The organism is Tenacibaculum tangerinum, assembly GCF_029853675.1.
GTDB classification, from domain to species: Bacteria; Bacteroidota; Bacteroidia; order Flavobacteriales; family Flavobacteriaceae; genus Polaribacter; species Polaribacter tangerinum_A.
In genome coordinates this window covers 334587-355322 of the sequence record NZ_CP122539.1, presented here as the reverse complement: position 1 = coordinate 355322, position 20736 = coordinate 334587, and the positions used below count along the sequence as shown (strand labels likewise).

General features: G+C 33.1%; 19 protein-coding genes and 1 other RNA gene. 10 read left to right on the top strand and 10 right to left on the bottom strand.

Annotation, left to right across the window (positions count from 1 at the left end):
* The first annotated feature begins 147 nt into the window (after positions 1-147).
* Entirely contained in the window at positions 148-1635 is a 1488-nt protein-coding gene (locus P8625_RS01560) for an NAD(P)H-hydrate dehydratase (protein ID WP_279651748.1), read from the top strand.
* On the opposite strand, the gene P8625_RS01555 is transcribed toward P8625_RS01560, so the two are convergent.
* Positions 1632-3293: a sodium:solute symporter gene (locus P8625_RS01555; protein WP_279651747.1), complete on the bottom strand. Its 1662-nt coding sequence runs from the start codon at positions 3291-3293 to the stop codon at positions 1632-1634. The genes P8625_RS01560 and P8625_RS01555 overlap by 4 nt on opposite strands.
* A gap of 129 nt (positions 3294-3422) precedes the next feature.
* A complete protein-coding gene (locus P8625_RS01550; protein ID WP_279651746.1) occupies positions 3423-4184 on the bottom strand; it encodes a DUF6503 family protein in 762 nt (253 codons plus the stop codon).
* 1718 nt (positions 4185-5902) lie between these two features.
* On the opposite strand from P8625_RS01550, the gene P8625_RS01545 reads away from it, so the two are divergent.
* The 3 genes from P8625_RS01545 (at position 5903) to P8625_RS01535 (ending at position 8883) form a co-directional block, all read left to right on the top strand.
* Positions 5903-6115 (top strand): hypothetical protein, encoded by a 213-nt coding sequence (locus P8625_RS01545; protein WP_279651745.1) that lies wholly within the window; start codon positions 5903-5905, stop codon positions 6113-6115.
* Positions 6116-6212: 97 nt separating this feature from the next.
* Positions 6213-8210 (top strand): tetratricopeptide repeat-containing sensor histidine kinase, encoded by a 1998-nt coding sequence (locus P8625_RS01540; RefSeq protein WP_279651744.1) that lies wholly within the window; start codon positions 6213-6215, stop codon positions 8208-8210.
* Positions 8197-8883, top strand: a complete 687-nt coding sequence (locus P8625_RS01535; RefSeq protein ID WP_279651743.1) for a response regulator — start codon at positions 8197-8199, stop codon at positions 8881-8883. The genes P8625_RS01540 and P8625_RS01535 overlap by 14 nt, the downstream gene beginning before the upstream one ends.
* 204 nt (positions 8884-9087) lie before the next feature.
* Here the strand turns inward: P8625_RS01535 and rplI are convergent, their stop codons facing one another.
* The 6 genes from rplI to P8625_RS01505 all read right to left on the bottom strand — a co-directional run bounded on the left by rplI (position 9088) and on the right by P8625_RS01505 (position 12772).
* The gene (rplI, locus tag P8625_RS01530; RefSeq protein ID WP_279651742.1) at positions 9088-9540 is read right to left on the bottom strand and encodes a 50S ribosomal protein L9; all 453 of its coding nucleotides are present in this window, start codon (positions 9538-9540) and stop codon (positions 9088-9090) included.
* A 15-nt stretch (positions 9541-9555) separates the two neighbouring features.
* Positions 9556-9852, bottom strand: coding sequence for a 30S ribosomal protein S18 (gene rpsR / locus P8625_RS01525; RefSeq protein ID WP_028892048.1), 297 nt, complete (start codon positions 9850-9852; stop codon positions 9556-9558).
* A gap of 3 nt (positions 9853-9855) precedes the next feature.
* Positions 9856-10197 carry a 30S ribosomal protein S6 gene (gene rpsF, locus P8625_RS01520; protein ID WP_279651741.1) on the bottom strand — a complete coding sequence of 114 codons (342 nt, stop codon included), beginning with the start codon at positions 10195-10197 and terminating at the stop codon, positions 9856-9858.
* A gap of 112 nt (positions 10198-10309) precedes the next feature.
* Positions 10310-11380 (bottom strand): hypothetical protein, encoded by a 1071-nt coding sequence (locus P8625_RS01515; RefSeq protein ID WP_279651740.1) that lies wholly within the window; start codon positions 11378-11380, stop codon positions 10310-10312.
* Positions 11381-11448: 68 nt separating this feature from the next.
* Positions 11449-12225, bottom strand: coding sequence for a hypothetical protein (locus P8625_RS01510; protein WP_279651739.1), 777 nt, complete (start codon positions 12223-12225; stop codon positions 11449-11451).
* Positions 12212-12772: an RNA polymerase sigma factor gene (locus P8625_RS01505; RefSeq protein WP_279651738.1), complete on the bottom strand. Its 561-nt coding sequence runs from the start codon at positions 12770-12772 to the stop codon at positions 12212-12214. The genes P8625_RS01510 and P8625_RS01505 overlap by 14 nt, the downstream gene beginning before the upstream one ends.
* A gap of 336 nt (positions 12773-13108) precedes the next feature.
* On the opposite strand from P8625_RS01505, the gene P8625_RS01500 reads away from it, so the two are divergent.
* The 3 genes from P8625_RS01500 to P8625_RS01490 all read left to right on the top strand — a co-directional run bounded on the left by P8625_RS01500 (position 13109) and on the right by P8625_RS01490 (position 17146).
* Positions 13109-15325 carry a RelA/SpoT family protein gene (locus P8625_RS01500; RefSeq protein ID WP_279651737.1) on the top strand — a complete coding sequence of 739 codons (2217 nt, stop codon included), beginning with the start codon at positions 13109-13111 and terminating at the stop codon, positions 15323-15325.
* 74 nt (positions 15326-15399) lie between these two features.
* On the top strand, positions 15400-15849 hold the full coding sequence (locus tag P8625_RS01495; RefSeq protein ID WP_099214482.1) for a Fur family transcriptional regulator: 450 nt from the start codon (positions 15400-15402) through the stop codon (positions 15847-15849).
* Positions 15850-15874: 25 nt separating this feature from the next.
* Positions 15875-17146 carry an adenylosuccinate synthase gene (locus tag P8625_RS01490; RefSeq protein ID WP_279651736.1) on the top strand — a complete coding sequence of 424 codons (1272 nt, stop codon included), beginning with the start codon at positions 15875-15877 and terminating at the stop codon, positions 17144-17146.
* A gap of 99 nt (positions 17147-17245) precedes the next feature.
* On the opposite strand, the gene P8625_RS01485 is transcribed toward P8625_RS01490, so the two are convergent.
* On the bottom strand, positions 17246-17803 hold the full coding sequence (locus tag P8625_RS01485) for an outer membrane beta-barrel protein (RefSeq protein ID WP_279651735.1): 558 nt from the start codon (positions 17801-17803) through the stop codon (positions 17246-17248).
* Positions 17804-17926: 123 nt separating this feature from the next.
* On the opposite strand from P8625_RS01485, the gene P8625_RS01480 reads away from it, so the two are divergent.
* On the top strand, positions 17927-18850 hold the full coding sequence (locus P8625_RS01480) for a site-specific tyrosine recombinase (RefSeq protein ID WP_279651734.1): 924 nt from the start codon (positions 17927-17929) through the stop codon (positions 18848-18850).
* 20 nt (positions 18851-18870) lie between these two features.
* Here the strand turns inward: P8625_RS01480 and ffs are convergent.
* An RNA gene (gene ffs / locus P8625_RS01475) (signal recognition particle sRNA small type) lies at positions 18871-18969 on the bottom strand.
* Positions 18970-19145: 176 nt separating this feature from the next.
* Here ffs and P8625_RS01470 point away from each other — a divergent pair.
* Positions 19146-19667: a DUF4199 domain-containing protein gene (locus P8625_RS01470; RefSeq protein WP_279651733.1), complete on the top strand. Its 522-nt coding sequence runs from the start codon at positions 19146-19148 to the stop codon at positions 19665-19667.
* Between the two features lie 79 nt (positions 19668-19746).
* Positions 19747-20703 carry a glycosyltransferase family 2 protein gene (locus P8625_RS01465; RefSeq protein ID WP_279651732.1) on the top strand — a complete coding sequence of 319 codons (957 nt, stop codon included), beginning with the start codon at positions 19747-19749 and terminating at the stop codon, positions 20701-20703.
* Positions 20704-20736: the final 33 nt, after the last annotated feature.

The window sequence follows — 20736 nt, the reverse complement described above, 5'->3', positions numbered from 1 at the left end:
ACAATGACAACTGATCATCTTTAATTGTTGCAGAACTGTTGAACTGTTGAATTGTTGAATTGTTAACTGACAACTCACAACTAAAAACTCAAAACTAACACCTGAAAACTATTTTGACGATCCTTATAAAAATCGTACATTTCTTACATGGATACGCTTCAAAAAATACTCAATGTTTCACAAATACGAAAAGCCGACGAATACACCATTACTAAAAAAAGAATCACTTCTTTGGCTCTTATGGAAGCAGCATCGTTGGCATTTACAAAAGCTATTGAACCCCTGCTAAAACCTACCCAAAAAATTGCAGTCGTTGGGGGTGTTGGAAATAATGGGGGTGACGGATTTGCCATTGCCCGAATACTTCGAACCAAGGGTTTTCATGTGCAACCTTTTTTAGTTCAACTAAAAGAAACGCTTGCTCCAGACTGCAACAGGAATTTTAAGAAACTTGACGATAGCATCGTTATTAAATCGGTAAGTGATATTCCTGATTTTTCAGCATACGATATCATCATCGATGCTATTTTTGGCTCAGGACTATCTAAACCTATAACTGGTTTTACACAGGAAGTTATAAAAAAGATGAATGAAGCTAATAAGATAGTGTATGCTGTCGATATTCCTTCAGGACTCTATTGCGATGCGGTATCTGATGCAGACACCATTGTAAAAGCTGACCTTACCATAAGTTTTCAACGTCCAAAACGTTCCTTCTTTTTTCCTGAACATGGAAATTTTGTAAAAAATTGGAAAACGGTTGACATCGGTTTAGATGAAACGTTTATACAACAACAAGAAAGTAACCATTACCTGCTAGACAAACGAATTGTAGAGGTTTTGGTCCCAAGACCTCGCCAATCACACAAAGGAAGTTACGGACATGCCTTGATCATTGCTGGTTCTTACGGAAAAATAGGTGCTGTGGTACTTTCTTCGAGAGCTTGTTTGCGCAGTGGTGTGGGTTTACTCACTACGTATGTTCCCAAATGCGGATATCAAATTATACAATCTTCCGTTCCAGAAGCGATGTGTGTAACCGATGAGCATGAAGAATTCGTAACCCAGCTACCAGAAATTTCGAAATACGACGCTCTCGGCATAGGTCCAGGACTCCATACGGACAAAAAAACGGTAGAAGTCGTAAAAAAGTTACTATCAGAAAGTAAGCATCCATTAGTAATAGATGCTGATGCTATCAATATCTTAGCTCAACATAAAGAGTTGATAGCCTTACTGCCAAAAAATTCGATGCTAACGCCGCATATCAAAGAGTTTGATAGGTTGGTAGGAAACTCCAACACCTCAAAAGAGCGTTTTCAAAAGCAACTTCTTTTTTCAAAAAAACATCAATGCATCGTGGTTTTAAAAAATGCCTATACTACGATTTCTTCTGTTGAAGGAAATTTGTATTTCAACACTTCTGGAAACCAAGGAATGGCAACAGGGGGCAGCGGCGATGTGCTTACAGGAATTATTACAGGCTTACTGGCACAGGGTTACTCGCCTTTATATGCTGCTTTATTGGGCGTGTTTTTTCATGGAAAAGCAGGAGATAAAGCCGCTTGTAAAAAAGGCTACAACGCATTAATTGCTTCTGACATTATTGATGCTTTACGAATAGAAAAAAGTTAGTTTTCTTTAGAAAGTAATTGAATAAGTACTGCCAACAACATTACCAATCCGCAGCCCAAAGCATTTAACCACAAATAAGGCAACCAATCGATATACCAAACTGCAATAATGATAACTTGCGTAATAATTGCTGCAATAAATACGGCATTTCCTTTGACAAACTTTACAAAAAATGCCAATAAAAAGATTCCCAATACATTTCCGTAGAAAATTGAACCAATAATATTCACCAACTGAATTAAGTTATCAAACAAATTGGCTACACAGGCGACCAAAATTGCCAAAATACCCCACCCTAGCGTAAACCATTTCGACATTTTTACATAATGTGCTTCGCTATGTTCTTTACTAGTGTTTCTCTTATATAAATCAATAACGGTGGTTCCTGCCAAAGCGTTTAATTCGGACGCAGTGGATGACATCGCGGCAGATAAAATTACCGCTAACAACAAACCTATCAATCCTTTAGGTAAATTATGCAGAATAAAATGAATAAAAACATAATCTTTATCATTTGTTTCTACCAACGGATTTGCTTCGGTAATAATCGTTTTCGCTTTTTCTTTTAGGGCTTTATCTTCTTCGTTAAATTCTTTAATTTTAACCACATTTTCTGGTGTTAAACCTTCAAAGAGCAACTCTTTTTTTTCAGTTTCAATGAACTGATGTCGCTGGTTTAATGCGGAATATTGTTCAACGATTTCAGCGTTTGAATTTGCGATGGCTTCGCCTGCTTTCGGATTAAAGTTCAACGGTGCTGGATTGAATTGATAAAATACAAACACCATCACTCCTACCAACAGAATAAAAAACTGCATGGGTACTTTTAGGAGTCCGTTAAAAATCAATCCTAATTGACTTTCTCGCAACGATTTTCCTGACAAGTAGCGTTGTACCTGGCTTTGGTCTGTTCCGAAGTATGACAGCATTAAAAATGTTCCGCCTAAAATACCTGTCCAAACCGTATAACGATTGTTTAAATCCCACGAAAAATCAAGTACTTTCATTTTATTGGAAGCTCCTGCAATTTCTAGAGCTTTGGTAAAGGTAATACCGTCAGGTAAATAGTGTAAAATCAAGTAAAAAGCGACAAACATTCCTGCAAAAATTACCGCCATTTGCTGCTTTTGGGTAACACTCACCGCCTTTGTTCCTCCAGATACGGTATAAATAATAACCAAAATACCAATGATAATATTAAGTTGTATTAAGTTCCAGCCCAATACTGCTGAGAGTATGATGGCAGGCGCAAAAATGGTAATTCCTGCTGCCAATCCGCGCTGAATTAAAAATAAAATGGCGGTTAGCGTTCGTGTTTTTTGGTCGAACCTACCTTCTAAATATTCGTAGGCGGTATATACTTTTAATCGGTGATAAATAGGAATAAATACCAAGCAAATGATTACCATGGCAATGGGCAATCCGAAGTAAAACTGCACGAAGCCCATTCCGCTATGAAATGCCTGTCCGGGTGTTGATAAAAAGGTAATCGCACTGGCTTGTGTTGCCATAACAGATAAACCAATCGTCCACCATTTACTTTCGTTTCCTCCTTTTATAAAGTCTTCAACATTTTTACTTCCTCTGGTTTTCCAAGCTCCGTATAAAACAATAAACAATAAGGTTACCGAAAGAACAATCCAATCTATTAACTGCATGGGTTATGTTGTATATATGTTAGTAATAAAGTAAAATAATATAATGTACAGTGCATTCGCTACTAACACGAGTGTGTATTCTTTTTTCCATATATACTTTTTGTCCATGCGTTGTTTTTTGTTCATTAATTATTGTACTGGTTTTTCGTAGAAACTATTAGCTAAGGTAGCCTCAGTTAACAAAGGCATTGTAAACTCAACAGGTTCTTTTGCTGGTTTTATGGGTTGCCCGTTTTCATCTTTAGCGTACCAAGTTATAGATTTCGGCAATACCAAACCGTTTACATTTTCCCAATCGTTATAGCGTATAATTTTATAAGCATCAGTTGGTTCTTTGCTAAAAAAGGTAACTGTATACCCTAACCAAGCCATTTGTTTGGTTTCTGGATGGTAAAATATAAAATAATTATCATCTGGTGAAGTTCCTACGTTCGCTTTGTAAGAAATTTTTATTCCTGGGTAGGTTATTCCCTCAAAAGTTAAGGGTGTTGTTTCTGAATATACAATGCCGTCATCAGCCAATACAAAAGGCATGGCATAGAAATAAAAATATAAGTTATAATAAAATTCAGGATTTCCTTTAAACGCAGTAGTATCTTGTTGCTGTATCCATACCTCTTTTCCGTCAAATCCTAAAGAATATTCTGGTGAATTTACGGCTGTTTTTCGTGAATGTAAGTCTATCGTATGCTCCTCCTTTTTTAGTGTGAATGACAAGGTGTTCATTTTCTTCCATTGATTAATTCCACCATGCTTTTCAAAAACTTCTCCCAATACTTTTGGGTAAGTTACTTCGCTAGTTTCTTCTTTTATACTGCTTTCTTTTTTGTTTTCATTTTTACATGCCATCGTAATAAGAGTTACGGCTATGAGTAGGAGTAGTTTTTTCATTTTACGTTAATTTATTTAGACTTGGTCGAAACCACCAGCCAAAATTACATTAAAAAAACAAGAACGCTCTCAACTATTCTAAAGCGTTTGCTATAAGCTGTAAAAAGCGAAGCAAATTTTTCTTTCAAAACTTTCAGCAAGCTGTGAAGTCTTTAATTTCTTTTGTTAATGCGATTTTGGGATACAATGTCATGCCTACAGAGCGAAGTTATGAGTAATAAGACATCTCAAAACTATGAGTTACTTATATGAGTGAGATTCCTCTCTGTCGTTCAGAATGACATTTTTAACAAAAAAAAACGCCAAGTGGGCGTTTTTTTTATTCTGCTTCATTTTTTTACTTTGGGTATAGTAAATTCACTTTGTTTTCTTTTTTATAGCATTTTCCCCGACGACAAAAAGCAAACTTGTTACTTTTTGACCTTACTAAGAAGGCTTTAAGTTTGTATCCATGCCAAAATTAAACCCTTTAATTTTATTTTTGGTAAGTCAGTGACTTACTTTTAGTAAGTCACTGACTTACTTTTTTACCAAAATCATAGGGAAAATTGAAAAATTAAACAAAATGTTTAAAAAACGTGGATTATAAAAAATTTATGTATATTTGCTTTTATGAAAAAAATGAATTTACATATAGCACAATGGGTAGCAATACCAAAATGTAGTTTTCGTGAGAATCTTGATGCAGGAATCTTTCGAAATCGGACGTTATATGTCAATTATAATCAAAAATCGTATATGATTTAATTATAAAAACTAGTGATATAAAAAGCGTCCAAATTTGTTGGACGCTTTTTTTTATATTTTTTTTGAAGAAAATGAAATTATAGTACAAAACATATAAAAAGTAAGAATTGAACTCTAAGCAACTAACGTACAAAACGTTGCACAAGCAATAGGTATCTGGATAAAATCCGGACAGCCAGCCTGCACCTTAAAACAACCTAACTTATTGGTTTTCAATATTTTAAATGTTAAAATTTATTGTTTTATTAAAAAGTATTCGTATATTTGTACCATACTTGTTAAGAAAAACTTAATTAGTAAAACAACAAATAATTTAAAACAATGAAATTAATTAACGCAAACATGCAGTTCAGTTTACCTCATATAGAAGGAACTGATTACAGAGCAAGAAAAGACAAAGATGTTTATTGTGTAGCACACTATTTAATGAGGAATTAGCAACAATTCTGTAGTAATATATATCACAAAAAGGCGTCTTTATTAAAAAAGGCGTCTTTTTTTATTAAAAAACATATTTTAAAAGTTAAAAAACTTGTACGAATCGTTTTTTTTCGTATATTAATACAACAAAATTAACAGCTATGAAAAACATTAAAATTGCACACACTAAATGAAAAAGGACGTTTACTCATTAAACAAGAACGCTTACTAAATTTACATTCATTGGTTACTACAATAAGAGTAACTTAGAATCAAAATCAACTAGCGTTCACATCAAAATTGCAAACGCTTCCTTTACGACAAAGTAGAATTTCCTGAAGTCTGTTGTACTCAATAGGCCTTAGTAGTAATGCATCTTCAAAAAATTGATTGTTTATCAATTGAATTCTACCTACTACCCAAACACTTGGGCTAGATGATTATTGCCTTAACTCAAAGCTAAGGTGATTTATTCGAAAATTTATTTCGATGCTATGTAAGCCGCAAAATGCGGCCAGGAAAACTATTGTCAACTATTAAAAATTGAAATTATGAGAACTTTAAAATTCACACTATTAATCACGCTATTATTTTTGTTAACTACAAGTTGTACAGATTTAACAGAAGATATCATACCAACCAACACTACTCAAAACACTGAATTAGTTTCAGGTATCGGAGACACTACAACCGATGATGGAACTCCAACTCCTGATACGGGTGATGGTGATGGAACGGGTAGTGATGGTACCAAAGGAAACTAATCATTTCCTATAATTCTAAGCCTTTAACAGTTTTGTTAAAGGCTTTTTTTTAGCTTTGTCAAAAATCAACAATCTTGAGATATTTTAAAATAAACTTTTGGAGTTTCATTTTCCTTTTTTTGCACCTTTATGTTGTTTTTCTTTTTTCTTTCAAGAAACAACACAACAAGACAGTATTGAAATATGGTTGAAAGAAGCTAAAAAGAAAAACTTAGATGATTCCTCAAGAAAACAATTGCTACTCAAGTCGTATAATTATATTACTAACCACCATAAAAAGTTGCCTTTGGAACTTAGTTCCATTGCGTATGAATATTATAAATTAAAAGACACTACTAACTTTTTTAAGGTGAATAAAAAAGCATTAGAGCTAGCTACGAAAATAAACAACACCTATGCTCTGGGCGATGTCAATTGGAATTATGCTACTTACTATGTAAAGTTAGAAATGTATGACAAAGGCTATCTTCACTTTGATAAAGCCTATCAAAACTTTATTAAAGGTGGCTTTAAAGACGAAGCTTCAAAAATATTATTTGGAATGGCAAACATAAAAGGCAGATATAGGGATTATATAGGTAGCGAAATCCTAAGTATTGAAGCCATAAAACTTTTTAATGAATTAAAAAACTATGAATACTTATATTCAGCATACAATTATTTAGGATTATTACAAAAAGATATCAAAGAATATGATATGGCTTTAAAGTACTATGAAAAGTGTTTATCATACCTAAAAGAACTTGACGAAGAAAAATCTAAGCCGAAATACATTCCAGTATATAATAATATAGGCAATATCTATCTGAAAAAAAAACAATATGATAAAGCTCTTGACTATTATAATAAAGCTCTAAAAAATAATACTAAAGCGATGAGTTATGCTAGAGTTCTTGATAATAGGGCCTATTGCAAACTTCTTTCAAAAGACACAATAGGTATTAAGAGGGATTTTTTCAAATCATTATTTTTAAGAGACAGCTTAAAAAATAAAGGAGGAGTATTAACCTCAAAAATCCATATTTCCGATTATTATAAATATATCAAAGATACTACCAAAGCCTTACAATATGCGCAAGAAGCCAATGTATTGGCGAAAGAATTAAAAAATGGAGGCGACTATTTAACAACCTTAAATCAACTCGCAAATTTAGACTCAAAAAATACTAAAAAATACTTAGACCGTTATATTGAATTTAACGACAGCCTGATTAGTGCCGAACGTAGAATACAAAACAAATTTACCCGCATAGAGTTCGAAACCGACGAGTATATTGCAGAAGCCGAACGTTTAAACCAACAACGTATCTGGATACTTGTAACCAGTATAGGGGGACTCTTAATTTTAAGTTTGTTCTATTTTTTACGAGTGCAAAAAGCTAAAAACGAAAAATTAAAATTCGAAGCTGCACAACAAAAAGCCAATGAAGAGGTATATCTATTAACCCTACAACAGCAGGCTAAATTAGAAAAAGAACGCATTAACGAGCGCAATCGTATTTCGGCAGAGTTACACGATGGGGTTCTAGGGAAACTTTTTGGTACTCGGGTAAGTTTGGGGTTTTTAGCTATGCAAATGCAGCCTGAAACGCAAGAAAAACACCAAACATATTTGGATGAGCTGCAAGAAATTGAAAAAGAAATTAGAGATGTATCGCATAAATTAAGTGATAGTTTTGACAACTCGAGTATTAACTTTACCACCCTATTATCAGAACTTTTAAAAGATAAAAGTGCTATTGGTAATTTTAGGTATGAGCTTAATTCTGAGAAAACTATTCCTTGGGATGAGATTGATAACATCACCAAAGCGAATATATATCGTATTGTTCAAGAAGCATTGCAAAACATTATTAAGCATGCCAAAGCAAAAAGTGTTATCTTAGACGTCTCAAAAAATGATAAAGAACTTCTTATTTCGTTGAAAGACGACGGAATTGGTTTCGATATTACGAAAAAGAAAAAGGGAATTGGTATAAAAAATATTACAACAAGGGTACAAAAACTAGGTGGTGATTTAGAGTTTATATCTAAACCGCATCGTGGAACTACGCTTGTTATTAAAATTCCTTTTAGATTATATGATGTACAGTAAAGAGTATCATGCTTTAATTATTGACGATCACCCTCTCATATCAGAAGCCTATAAAAGTGCTTTTTCTTTTATTGAAAGTCAGAATAAAAACATTTCTTTTCACATTGAGATCGTTGACAATTGTGGTGATGCTGATAAAATTATCGAAGAGTATACGTTTACCAAGCAACATTTTGAAATTATATTTTTAGATATTAGCCTCCCTCCGCTTGAGGAAAAAGGAATTTTGTCGGGTGAAGATCTAGGCTTAATTATCAATGAAAAACTCCCTGAATCTAAAATTATCGTCTCTACTACGTTTAACGATAATTATCGGGTGCACAGCATTTTAAAAAATGTAAATCCTGATGGTTTTTTAGTTAAAAACGACATTACTCCTGTTGAGTTAGTGCAGGCGATCAATACGGTGCTCAACGACCCTCCTTATTACAGTAAAACGGTGATGAAAGTAATGCGGAGTGAAGTTTCGAAAGATTATTTCTTGGATGATTTAGATCGAAAAATTTTGTATGAATTGTCTATTGGCAATCGTGTTAACAAACTACCTAATATTCTTCCGTTATCATTGGCTGCCGTACAAAAAAGAAAACGACATATGGCGAAGCTATTTGGCGTTGATAATTCTGATGACCGCGATTTGATTTTAATAGCTAAAGAAAAAGGGTTCTTATAAGATTTTTGTTTCAATTAGGAATTATGAATTACGAATTATGAGTTTTTAGTTTTTAGTTTTTAGTAGGCTCATTCATAAAATGATTAAAGCCTTGGAATATGCGATAATGATGTCAAAAACGGTTTTTTTATTGACTGAAATTAAAAAACTGCCTGAAATTACTTTTCAGGCAGCCTCTTTACTTTAAGAATGTGTATCAAAAACTTAGTTGTTTTCTGCAACTACTTCAAATACAATATCAGCTACAACAGTTCTGTGTAAACGTACAGAAGCGTTGTATTTTCCTAATCTCTTTACGTTACCTCCAGTAACTTTGATAAATTTCTTATCGATTTCAGTTCCTGCTTTAGCTAACGCATTGGCAACATCAATGTTGTTTACTGAACCAAATAATTTATCTCCTGAACCTACTTTAGAAGCTATTTTAATTTCATAACCTTTGATAGTTTCTGCCACTTTATTAGCATCTTCTATCAATTTAGCTTCTTTATAAGCACGTTGCTTTAAGTTTTCTGCTAACACTTTTTTAGCTGAAGAAGTAGCTAAAATTGCATATCCTTGAGGTATTAGGTAATTACGTCCGTAACCATTCTTAACAGTTACAACATCGTCTTTAAAACCTAAGTTTTCTACGTCTTGTTTTAATATCAATTCCATGTTTCTACTTCTTTATTATTTTAACATATCTCCAACGTAAGGCATTAAAGCTAAGTGACGAGCTCTTTTAATAGCTTGTGCCACTTTACGTTGATATTTTAATGATGTTCCTGTTAAACGTCTTGGTAAAATTTTACCTTGCTCATTTACTAAATACATTAAGAAGTCTGCATCTTTGTAATCGATGTATTTAATACCGTTTTTCTTGAAACGACAGTATTTAGCTTCCTTTTTAGTTTCGATATCAAGCGGAGTTAAGTAACGTACTTCTCCTTGCTTATTTCCTTTTGCTTGTTGTTCTATAGATGCCATTTCTTACTTTTTTGCAGATTTAACACGGTTTCTTCTCTTTTCAGCCCAAGCTGCAGCGTGCTTATCTAACTTTACAGTTAAATAACGCATAACGCTATCGTCACGTCTAAACTCTAATTCAAACGGAGCAATGGCATCACCTGCTACTTTGTACTCAAATAAGTGGTAAAATCCACTTTTTTTCTTTTCGATTGGGTATGCTAATTTTTTCAAGCCCCAATCTTCTTTAGAAATCATTTCTGCACCTTTAGAAAGTAAATAGTCCTCAAACTTTTTTACTGTTTCCTTTATCTGAGTTTCAGATAAAACGGGATTCAAAATGAAAACAGTTTCGTAATGATTCATAATTAAATTATTTAAAATTTATTTTTAAGCCTGCAAATATACTGCTTTTTGCTGCATAAACAAATTCTATTGAATTAAATAACTGGCAAGCAACTAAAATGCCTTCTTATTCTTAATTAATATCAAATCGAAGACCTAATGAGATGTTCCTAGTGTTAGTATTTTTGAACAAAGGGTTTAAATCATATTTAGCATATAATCCAATACCTTGGTAAGCAACATAAGCACTTAACCCGTAATTAAATGTATTCATATAAAAGTTATTCTTCTGAACTTCTTCAATCGTAACCCCTTGTATGTTTTTGTATTCTAAATATTGGCGAGTTCCTAGTTTGAAACCAAAGAAGCCACCTAGTCCAACCTGAAAGCTTTGATGTGTTCTATCAACAATTTCTCCATCAGAATACTTCCTGTTTTTAGAAAAATCAAATTCTAGATGCATCGGAAATGTCATTTGTACATGACGTAACCTACTTTCAGAAAGTTGTTCTGGATGAATACTCAAGCTTGTTTCATTTCCATTTACAACGTGATATTGATTGTTTTTGGCTCTTAAATTATTCCACAGAAAAGAGAAACCGTATTTAAAATATGTTTTAGATGGTTGTTTTGATAAACGTGTTTTCCAAGTAAAACCTACTTCGTAGAAGTGCGATTCCCAAAATTTGTAATCTGAATTTTCTAAAGAACTTAGTGTATTATTTAGCAACGTATTATTTGTACCTAAAGCAAAAACGAACTGCGTAGTGGTTCTCTTTCTTCTTCTTTTTCTTTCCTTTTCTACGTCATCTTGTTTATTCTTAGATAAGTCTAACTTAAACTTAGCCCCTCCGATACTAAAAACATTTTCGCTTACGCTGTCTTCACTGCCTATTATTTTACCCTCAACTTTTTCTTGTACCAGTTGCTGTAATTCTAGTTCTTGTATACTTACTTCTTTCTCTATTTGAGCTGCATGGTATGCCGCTGCTTCTTTTTTTAATACTGTTGCTTCATCAAACGATATTTTACTCTTTTCTAATTTCTCATTAATCTCTTTTACTTTTATTTTTAAAGAGTCTTTTTGCTGCTTGGTAATGCTATCAATACGTATTGAAATTTTCTTTACTTCTTTTTCAAATACTTTTTCTTGAGATTGGGCAATAGTTGTTACAAACAACACTAATAATAGTATTCTTTTCATTTTTATAATTTTAAATTAAACTGATAATAAATTGGAATGGTTAATTATCGATAATTAAATAGGCGCTTTTATTTATTTCTATCAACAATTGCAATAGCAATGTCAGATATTTTCGATTTTAATTTTTGCATAAAGTCTCCTTTAAACTCTTCATCATCAATCGTTCTTTCAACTTCTGCTAAAATAGTATTAGGATCTATTTTTAAGTTTGACTTTTTTAGCTCGTCTTCAATAGTTTTTAGCACATCTTCTCGTTTCAACCTGTGCTTTGCGTAATATTCTTCAATTTCTTCAGGAGTATGTGTTACTGAAAATAACAAATCATCGCTATTTACTTTTATTCTTGAGTTTGAGTTTTTCTTTTTTATTACTGATTTATTCAATTCTGCGACTACCACTTCTTCTTTTGGCAGTTTTTCATTCTGAATATTTTCATAAGCTACTTCTTCTTTTAATACTGGTTTCTTTGTTTCAACAATCGGTTTCTTTTTGTCTTGAAATCGTTCCTCTTGTTTGTTTTCTTCTAGTTTTACCACAACTTCATCGGTTTCTTTAATAAGTTCTTCTATACCTTTATTATTGATATTTAATGTATCAATCGGAATATTAACGATTACCTTTTCAATGTTTTTTTGTGAATCAGAGTCTTTAAAGTAAAAAACTCCAAAACTTATAAGTAAAGCCAAACCTGCAGCATAACCTATATATAAAAACCAGTTTCTTTTCTTTATAGCTTCTTCATTATCTAAACGATCCTCTAACCTTTCCCATGCTGAGTTAGATGGCTTGAGTTCTCTATTTTGTAGCTTTTCTGCTATATGCTTATCAATATTATTGCTTGACATTTCTTATTTGATTAATTTTCTCGTAATTAGCTTGTAAGCATTTACGGGCTTTAAATAATTGTGACTTTGAGGTACTTTCAGAAATTTGCAATCTTTCTGCAATCTCTGAGTGTTTATAGCCTTCAATAGCGTATAAGTTAAAAACCAACTTATACCCCTCAGGTAATTCATCTATTAACTTTTGTATATCTTCTACCGATGTATTTTCAAGGCTTTTAGTTGCTACCTCATTAAAAACAAATTCTTCATCCGATACGTGAACTGGATTCTTTTTCCGCAAATAACTAATACACGTATTTACCATTATTTTACGAATCCACCCTTCAAAACTCCCTTTCTCTTTAAACTTTTCAATATTGGTAAAAACTTTAAAAAAACCTTGTAACATTAAATCTTCTGCGTGATGTAAGTCTTTAACATACTGCCTACAAACTCCCAACATTTTTGGAGCGTATCTATCAAATAGTTGTTGCTGGGCATCTCTACTTTGCTTTTTTGCTTGTTTAATGAGCGAACTTTCTTTGTTATGTAATGAAATAATTTTCAAATCAATAGTTAGTTTTTTTTATAGCCTTACAAATATATAGACTACTAGATTTGTAAAAAGGTTGCCTGAAGAATAAAAAAACTCCGATCAATGTAATACTAGATGCTCAAATAGTATGAAGCATGATATTTTAAGGTGACTCGCGGTAAATTTTGTCTCCTCTGATTTTTTACGTTGCTAAATAATATATGCATGCTACTTATCGCAAAAATCCTGAATATTCAAGCAAAGATTAGTTAAAATTATTCACAAACATTTTGAATCAAAACTTGCTCAATATAATTCTTTACAGTACTTTTATTTTAAACCCCGTTTTAAGCAAAAGAGTTTTATTGTATGAATTATAATGCAACGATAGAAGAAGAGAATAAAGAAATTGCCAATAGGTATAAAAACTTGTTAAAAGGTACCTATCAAACATTATCTATAAATGATAAAAAATTAATCCGTAAAGCGTTTGAAATTGCAGTAGAAGCACATTCAAAGCAACGAAGAAAATCAGGAGAGCCTTATATCTTCCATCCCATTGCTGTAGCTAAAATAGTTGCAGACGAAATTGGTTTAGGAGCCACATCTATTGCTGCTGCTTTATTACATGACGTTGTTGAAGACACGCACTATACCTTAGATGATATGGAGCGGTTGTTTGGAGAAAATATTGCTCGTATTGTAAGCGGATTAACCAAAATATCGAACCTAAAACAAGAGCAAGACTACTCTATACAAGCAGAGAATTTCAGGAAAATGCTGCTTACGCTGCACGATGATGTTAGAGTAATACTTATTAAAATAGCCGACAGATTGCACAATATGCAAACTATGGATGCTATGCCAGATTATAAGCAGGTAAAAATAGCTTCTGAAACCTTATATATCTATGCTCCACTTGCACACCGTTTAGGACTTTATAATATAAAAACCGAACTAGAAGATTTAGGGTTAAAATATACAGAACCCGATGTTTACAGAGACATTGCAAACAAAATAAAAGAAAGCAAAGAGGATCAACAAAAATATATTGATAGCTTTACAAGTGTACTAAAAGAAGCATTAGATAAAGAAGGCTTTGCCTACGAAATAAAAGGGCGTTTTAAATCTATTTTCTCCATCCGAAGAAAAATGCGTAAGCAAAATGTAACTTTCGAGGAAGTATACGATAAGTTTGCGATTCGTATCATATATCAACCCACTTCCGAAGATGAAAAATTTGATGCTTGGAAAATCTATTCTATCGTTACCGACTTTTTTAAACCAAACCCAGCAAGATTGAGAGATTGGATTTCTCACCCAAAATCAACTGGATACGAAGCCTTACACATAACAGTAATGGGACCGCAAGCCAAATGGGTAGAAGTTCAAATTCGTTCTCAAAGAATGGATGAGATTGCAGAAAAAGGATATGCTGCCCATTTCAAGTATAAACAGGGCGCAGTAAAAGAAAACGGACTGGAGGGATGGCTAAATCGTTTAAAAGAGAGTTTAGAAAATCAAAGTATAGATGCTGTTGATTTTGTTGAAGATTTTAAACTCAACCTGTATGCGAAAGAAATTTATGTATTCACCCCAAAAGGAGATTTAAAATCACTACCCAAAGGAGCTTCGGCATTAGATTTTGCCTTTTCTGTGCATACCGACGTTGGTTTAAAATGTAGAGGTGCGAAAGTAAATGGAAAACTCGTTCCGCTAAGCCATGAATTAAAAAGTGGCGACCAAGTAGAGGTACTCACAGCTTCTAACAACAAGCCCAATGTACGTTGGTTAGATTTTGTAATTACTGCAAGAGCGCGTGCCAAAATTAAATCTGCCTTAAAAGCCGAAGAAAAGAAAATAGCCGAAGAAGGAAAAGCTATTTTACAACGAAAATTACGTCATTTAAAAATTAATTCCAGCGAAAAGGTAATTCATGAATTAGCAAGTTATTTTGGTCTTAAAACCAGCTTCGACTTGTTCTATAGAATTGGTAATGGTGCAATAGACAATACACAACTTAAAGATTTTGTGGCTCAAAGAAGCAATCGCTTTATGGGCTTTATTAAAAACACATTCAGACGAAATTCCTCAAAAGAAATATCTGAAAAAGAAGAAGTTACCGAAAAGTATGATGCTTTAGTTTTTGGAAAAGATGAACAGAAACTAGATTATACACTGGCAAAATGCTGCTCTCCTATTCCTGGAGATAAAGTTTTTGGTTTCGTTACTATTAATGAAGGTATTAAGGTACACAAGAACAATTGTCCAAACGCGATTTCTTTACAATCGAACTATGCTTATAGAATTATGCCTGCAAAATGGATTGATTCTACAAAGCAAGAATTTACAGCCATTCTACGTCTTTCAGGAATTGACAATAAAGGTATTGTAAACAACATTACAAAGATCATTTCTAATAGTATGGATGTGTTTATACACAGCATTAATATTTCTGGAGACAATGGTGTATTTGAAGGAAAGCTAGCATTGAGCGTTAAAAACAAAAATCAACTTAATGAATTAATTAACAATATGAAAAAAGTAGAAGGTGTTCAAAAAGTAGAACGTGTGAATTCGATGTAGATTTCGTTTTGAATATCCTTGTTTTTTGTAAAGAAATAAACGTAAATTTGTCCTTTTGTAAAATGTAACAATAAATGAGTAACTCAGCCGAAAATCAAGAAATTGTAAAAAAAGTGTTCACTTCTTTTTTAGAAGAAAATAAACACCGTAAAACACCAGAACGTTATGCTATTTTACAAGAGATTTATGATGCTGATGAACATTTCGACATTGAATCGTTGTACATTAAAATGAAAAATAAAAACTATCGCGTAAGTAGAGCTACGCTTTACAATACGATGGATTTATTGTTAGATTGTGGCTTGGTGCGTAAACACCAATTCGACGGACAGTCTATGGCACGTTACGAAAAGAGCTACTTCGATAAAAACCACGATCATGTGATTCTTACCGATAGTGGCGAAGTAAAAGAGTTTTGCGACCCAAGAATTCAAATCATCAAAAAAACAATAGAAGATGTTTTTGATATTGACATTCACAACCATTCACTCTATTTCTACGGAACAAAAAGAAACAACAAATAAAATACAACAATTAACAACACACTAAATGGCAGTAGATTTATTACTCGGACTACAATGGGGAGACGAGGGAAAAGGTAAGATTGTAGACGTTTTAACAAAAAACTACGATATCATTGCACGCTTTCAAGGAGGACCAAATGCCGGTCATACCCTAATTTTCGATGGAAACAAGCATGTATTACACACTATTCCCTCAGGAATTTTTCATAAAACAGCTTTAAACGTAGTAGGTAACGGAGTAGTTATTGACCCTGTTATCTTTAAAAAGGAATTGGAAAATTTAGATACGCATAATATCGATTATACCTCTAAATTATTAATTTCTCGTAAAGCACACTTAATTTTACCAACACATCGGTTGTTAGACGCAGCCTCTGAAACCTCTAAAGGAAAAGCGAAAATAGGATCTACTTTAAAAGGAATCGGACCAACATATATGGACAAAACCGGTAGAAACGGAATGCGTGTAGGTGATTTAGAGCTAGATAATTGGAAAGAAAAATACAGAGCCTTAACCGAAAAGCATTTAAGCATGCTAGCATACTTTGATGTTCAAATTGATTATAATTTAAACGAATTAGAAGCTGAGTTTTTCGAAGGAATAGAGAAATTAAAAACATTACAATTTATTGATTCTGAAGAGTTTTTAAACAAAGCCATAAAAGAAGGAAAAACGATTTTAGCAGAAGGTGCACAAGGATCGTTATTAGATATCGATTTTGGAACCTATCCTTTCGTTACTTCTTCTAATACGACTGCTGCTGGTGCTTGTACAGGATTAGGAATTGCTCCTAATAAAATTGGAGAAGTATTTGGTATTTTTAAAGCATACACTACCCGTGTAGGCTCTGGACCTTTTCCTACCGAATTGTTTGATGAAGACGGAGCAACGATGGCTAAAGTAGGTCACGAATTCGGTGCTACTACGGGGCGTCCTCGTCGTTGTGGATGGTTAGATTTAGTTGCCCTAAAATATGCCGTAGACGTAAATGGCGTTACCCAATTGATGATGATGAAAGGAGATGTTTTATCAGGTTTTGACACCTTAAAAATTTGCACTTCTTACAATTATAAAGGAGAAGAAATCGATCACTTACCCTATAACATCGAACCAGAAAATGTATCGGTAAATTACACGGAATTCAAAGGCTGGAGTGATGATTTAACTAAAATGACCACTGCCGATGAACTTCCTCAAAACTTATTAGATTATATCGCATTCATCGAAAAAGAAACAGGAGTACCTGTTAAAATTGTTTCTGTTGGACCTGATAGAAAACAAACAATTAATAGATAAAATTCAGTAGTAAATAATAAAAGAGGCTCCTTTTAAAAAGGAGCCTCTTCTGTTTTTATAAAGAGTTTAAAAATCTTTACTACATATTAACAATTACGCTTAAAGCTTATACGTTATACCGAAGTTAATATTCGACAAATCCAAGTTTAAACCAAAAGAACTTGTTGAAGGACTTCCATCTGAATCCATATTCACATAAGACAAAGCTCCAACAGAAGCTCTTAAAGCTAATCTTTCAGAAACAAAATAGTTTATCCCTGGTGCAACTGCTAAGGCAAAAGTATTCATATCCCCAGCGTCTATACCATCAAATTCTATTGCTCCTGAAGCATATGACAATCCTGCTCCTATAACAAATGAAAAGTCATTTTTTGGTGTAAAGTAATAATTCCCAACTAAACTTCCTCCAAATTGAGTAGACGAAATCTCACCACCAAATGACTCTGAAGTACTTCCTCCCACAATCAAACCTAGTTCCAATGAAATATGGTCTGTAATAAAATATCCTGCTGAGGGAGAAAAAGTATAATTACTAATATCAGTATCTTCCGCTTCTATAGAATTGTATCCTGCTGTACCTGTTACATACCAATCTTGTTTTTCAAAACCTCCTTTTGAGCTCTCTTGTGCACTAGCGGCTAATCCTAGAGCCAACATAGCAATTACTAATTTTTTTTCATAATCTTTAAATTTATAATTTTTAAGTTTGTCAAACGAAGATAATGGTATTTTTTAACTTGAGTATTATTATTTTCTTGATATAATTTCTTTATTCTTATAATGAACTGGAAACAAATTATATACGATTATGTTAATTTTTTAAAGATTGAAAGAGGGTTGTCTAAAAACTCGATTGAGAGCTATAAAAGAGACGTTAACAAGCTGGTCTTGTTTGTAGAGAATTTAAGCGCTTCCCCCTCTCCTATGAACATTACCCAAGAAACCATTCAACAGTTTATTTATGATGCTAGTAAAAACATCAATGCTCGTACCCAAGCTCGTTTAATTTCTGGCTTGCGCAGTTTTTTTGACTTCTTAGTTTTTGAAGATTATCGAAAAGACAATCCTACAGATTTAATCGAAAGCCCTAATATTACCAGAAAGCTCCCAGAAACCCTAGAAAAAGAAGAAGTAGATGCTTTAATTGCTGCGATTGACTTAAGCCACCCACAAGGAGAACGCAATAAAACTATTATTGAAACTATTTACAGTTGCGGACTCCGAGTAAGCGAAGCGATTAACTTACAACTATCTGACTTATTTTTCGAAGAAGGGTATATTCGTATTCTAGGAAAAGGAAATAAATACCGCTTTGTACCTATTCATGTTACCACCATACAAAGGCTCAACTTTTATATAAATGAAATTCGATCTAAAATCATTCCTAAAAAAGAAGATGAGGATACGGTTTTTTTAAACAGAAGAGGAAAACGATTAACACGTCAGATGATTTTCATTATATTAAAACAACTCGCTGTAAAAATCAACCTAAAAAAAAGTATAGGCCCGCATACCCTTCGACACTCTTTTGCCACCTATTTATTAAAGCATGGTGCAGACTTACGGGTAATTCAGCAATTATTAGGACATGAAAGTATTACTACCACAGAAATTTATGTGCATTTAGATACTAGTTTTCTTAAAGAAGTGGTTGAATTACATCACCCAAGGAGTGATTTAAACTTAAATAAAGATGAAAAGTAAACGAAACTATTGGGTACAAAAAAAGGCAAGCTACCTACATCACACCGCTACGACCTAATACCCTTGCTGCGTTCCCGCCCTGGGGGATTCAAAGGGAGCTGGTTGTGTAGGACTTGCCGATGCAAATTTACGACCATTTTTTCGTAAAAAACAATAAAATTTCCATAAAAAATCTGTAACATTTCTAAGTTTTTGAATACTAATAATTTGTTACTCACATTTTTTAACTTTAATAGTAAAAAGTAAGCACAAAAACTAAAAAGAATATATTTGTATCACTAACTAAATTCACACAATGGAAAATCAAGCAAACAGCAAAAACATTATTTTAAATTACGGATTATACTTAGGTATTATCGGTGTTTTTATCCACTTAGCCTTTTATGCAACAGGTACTTTAATAGAATTTGGCTGGTTAAATGGTATCATTGGTTTCGTAGCTATGATAGCACTAATCATCTTAGGTATTAAAAAATTTAAAGCAGATAATAATGGCTTTTTAACGTTCGGACAAGCGTTAAAAGTTGGAGTTGGTATTGCTGTGATAAGCGCTGTAATATCAACTATTTACACGTTACTCTTCACAAATGTAATTGAACCAGACTTTCAAGCACAAATGATGGAAATACAACAACAAGCATGGATAGATGCTGGTATGACTGACGAACAAATTGAAGCTTCTGAAGAAATGGCAAAGAAATTTAGCAGCCCTGTGATAACAGTTCCGTTGGCTATCGTTGTTTCAGCATTTTTTGGTTTTATTATCTCTGCCATTGGTGGCGCAATTATGAAAAAAACAGAAGAAGATAGCTATTAAATAGCGTTTAAAATGGTAAAAAGTTTCATGTAACCGTAATACTTTGTAACTTTACCTTTTCAAATTTTGAACAAAACCTATGGATATATCGGTGGTAATACCGCTTCTTAATGAAGAAGAATCTTTATATGAATTACACGATTGGATTGCAAAAGTTATGCAATCCAATCAGTTTTTATATGAACTTATTTTTATAGATGATGGTAGTACCGACAGTTCTTGGAGTGTTATTGAAGAATTATCAGCAAAAAATAATGCCGTAAAAGGAATTCGATTTCAAAAAAACTACGGAAAATCGCAAGCCCTAGATGCTGGTTTTAAACTAGCTCAAGGACGTGTAGTCATTACCATGGATGCTGACTTACAAGACAGTCCTGATGAAATTCCTGAACTATACAAACGAATTGTCAATGACAATTTTGACTTAATTTCTGGCTGGAAAAAGAAGCGCTATGACAACGTCATGACCAAAAATATTCCATCAAAATTATTCAACTGGGCAGCACGTAAAACATCAGGATTAAAATTACACGATTTTAACTGCGGATTGAAAGCTTATAAAAACGAAGTCGTTAAAGCAGTGAAAGTAAGCGGAGAAATGCACCGCTATATTCCTGTATTGGCAAAAAATGAAGGCTTCGATAAAATTGGCGAAAGAGTAGTACAACACCAAGCTCGCAAATACGGTGTTACCAAGTTTGGGATGGATCGCTTTATCAATGGCTTTTTAGATTTGATTACTATATCATTTTTATCAAAGTTTGGAAAACGCCCCATGCACTTTTTTGGCTTATGGGGAACATTGATGTTCATCTTTGGTTTCTTTGCTGCTTTTTATATAGGTGTCATGAAAATTTACCATTTATCAGCAGGAATCAAAACCATACTTGTTACCAATAATCCTTGGTTTTACATCGCTTTAACCTCTATGATTTTAGGAACTTTATTGTTTTTAGCAGGCTTTTTAGGAGAATTAATCATTAAAAGCAATCCGCATCAAAAACATTATATAATTAAAGAAAAACTGAATTTTTAAACCCGTATCTTTGCACGGTTTTTATTTTGATAC

Excerpts from the sequence above, each read along its gene's own strand:
- P8625_RS01560 (WP_279651748.1), top strand. The coding sequence starts at position 148 with ATGGATACGCTTCAAAAAATACTCAATGTTTCACAAATACGAAAAGCC.
- P8625_RS01555 (WP_279651747.1), bottom strand. The coding sequence starts at position 3,293 with ATGCAGTTAATAGATTGGATTGTTCTTTCGGTAACCTTATTGTTTATT.
- P8625_RS01550 (WP_279651746.1), bottom strand. The coding sequence starts at position 4,184 with ATGAAAAAACTACTCCTACTCATAGCCGTAACTCTTATTACGATGGCA.
- P8625_RS01545 (WP_279651745.1), top strand. The coding sequence starts at position 5,903 with ATGAGAACTTTAAAATTCACACTATTAATCACGCTATTATTTTTGTTA.
- P8625_RS01535 (WP_279651743.1), top strand. The coding sequence starts at position 8,197 with ATGATGTACAGTAAAGAGTATCATGCTTTAATTATTGACGATCACCCT.
- rplI (WP_279651742.1), bottom strand. The coding sequence starts at position 9,540 with ATGGAATTGATATTAAAACAAGACGTAGAAAACTTAGGTTTTAAAGAC.
- rpsR (WP_028892048.1), bottom strand. The coding sequence starts at position 9,852 with ATGGCATCTATAGAACAACAAGCAAAAGGAAATAAGCAAGGAGAAGTA.
- rpsF (WP_279651741.1), bottom strand. The coding sequence starts at position 10,197 with ATGAATCATTACGAAACTGTTTTCATTTTGAATCCCGTTTTATCTGAA.
- P8625_RS01515 (WP_279651740.1), bottom strand. The coding sequence starts at position 11,380 with ATGAAAAGAATACTATTATTAGTGTTGTTTGTAACAACTATTGCCCAA.
- P8625_RS01510 (WP_279651739.1), bottom strand. The coding sequence starts at position 12,225 with ATGTCAAGCAATAATATTGATAAGCATATAGCAGAAAAGCTACAAAAT.
- P8625_RS01500 (WP_279651737.1), top strand. The coding sequence starts at position 13,109 with ATGAATTATAATGCAACGATAGAAGAAGAGAATAAAGAAATTGCCAAT.
- P8625_RS01495 (WP_099214482.1), top strand. The coding sequence starts at position 15,400 with ATGAGTAACTCAGCCGAAAATCAAGAAATTGTAAAAAAAGTGTTCACT.
- P8625_RS01490 (WP_279651736.1), top strand. The coding sequence starts at position 15,875 with ATGGCAGTAGATTTATTACTCGGACTACAATGGGGAGACGAGGGAAAA.
- P8625_RS01485 (WP_279651735.1), bottom strand. The coding sequence starts at position 17,803 with ATGTTGGCTCTAGGATTAGCCGCTAGTGCACAAGAGAGCTCAAAAGGA.
- P8625_RS01480 (WP_279651734.1), top strand. The coding sequence starts at position 17,927 with ATGAACTGGAAACAAATTATATACGATTATGTTAATTTTTTAAAGATT.
- P8625_RS01470 (WP_279651733.1), top strand. The coding sequence starts at position 19,146 with ATGGAAAATCAAGCAAACAGCAAAAACATTATTTTAAATTACGGATTA.
- P8625_RS01465 (WP_279651732.1), top strand. The coding sequence starts at position 19,747 with ATGGATATATCGGTGGTAATACCGCTTCTTAATGAAGAAGAATCTTTA.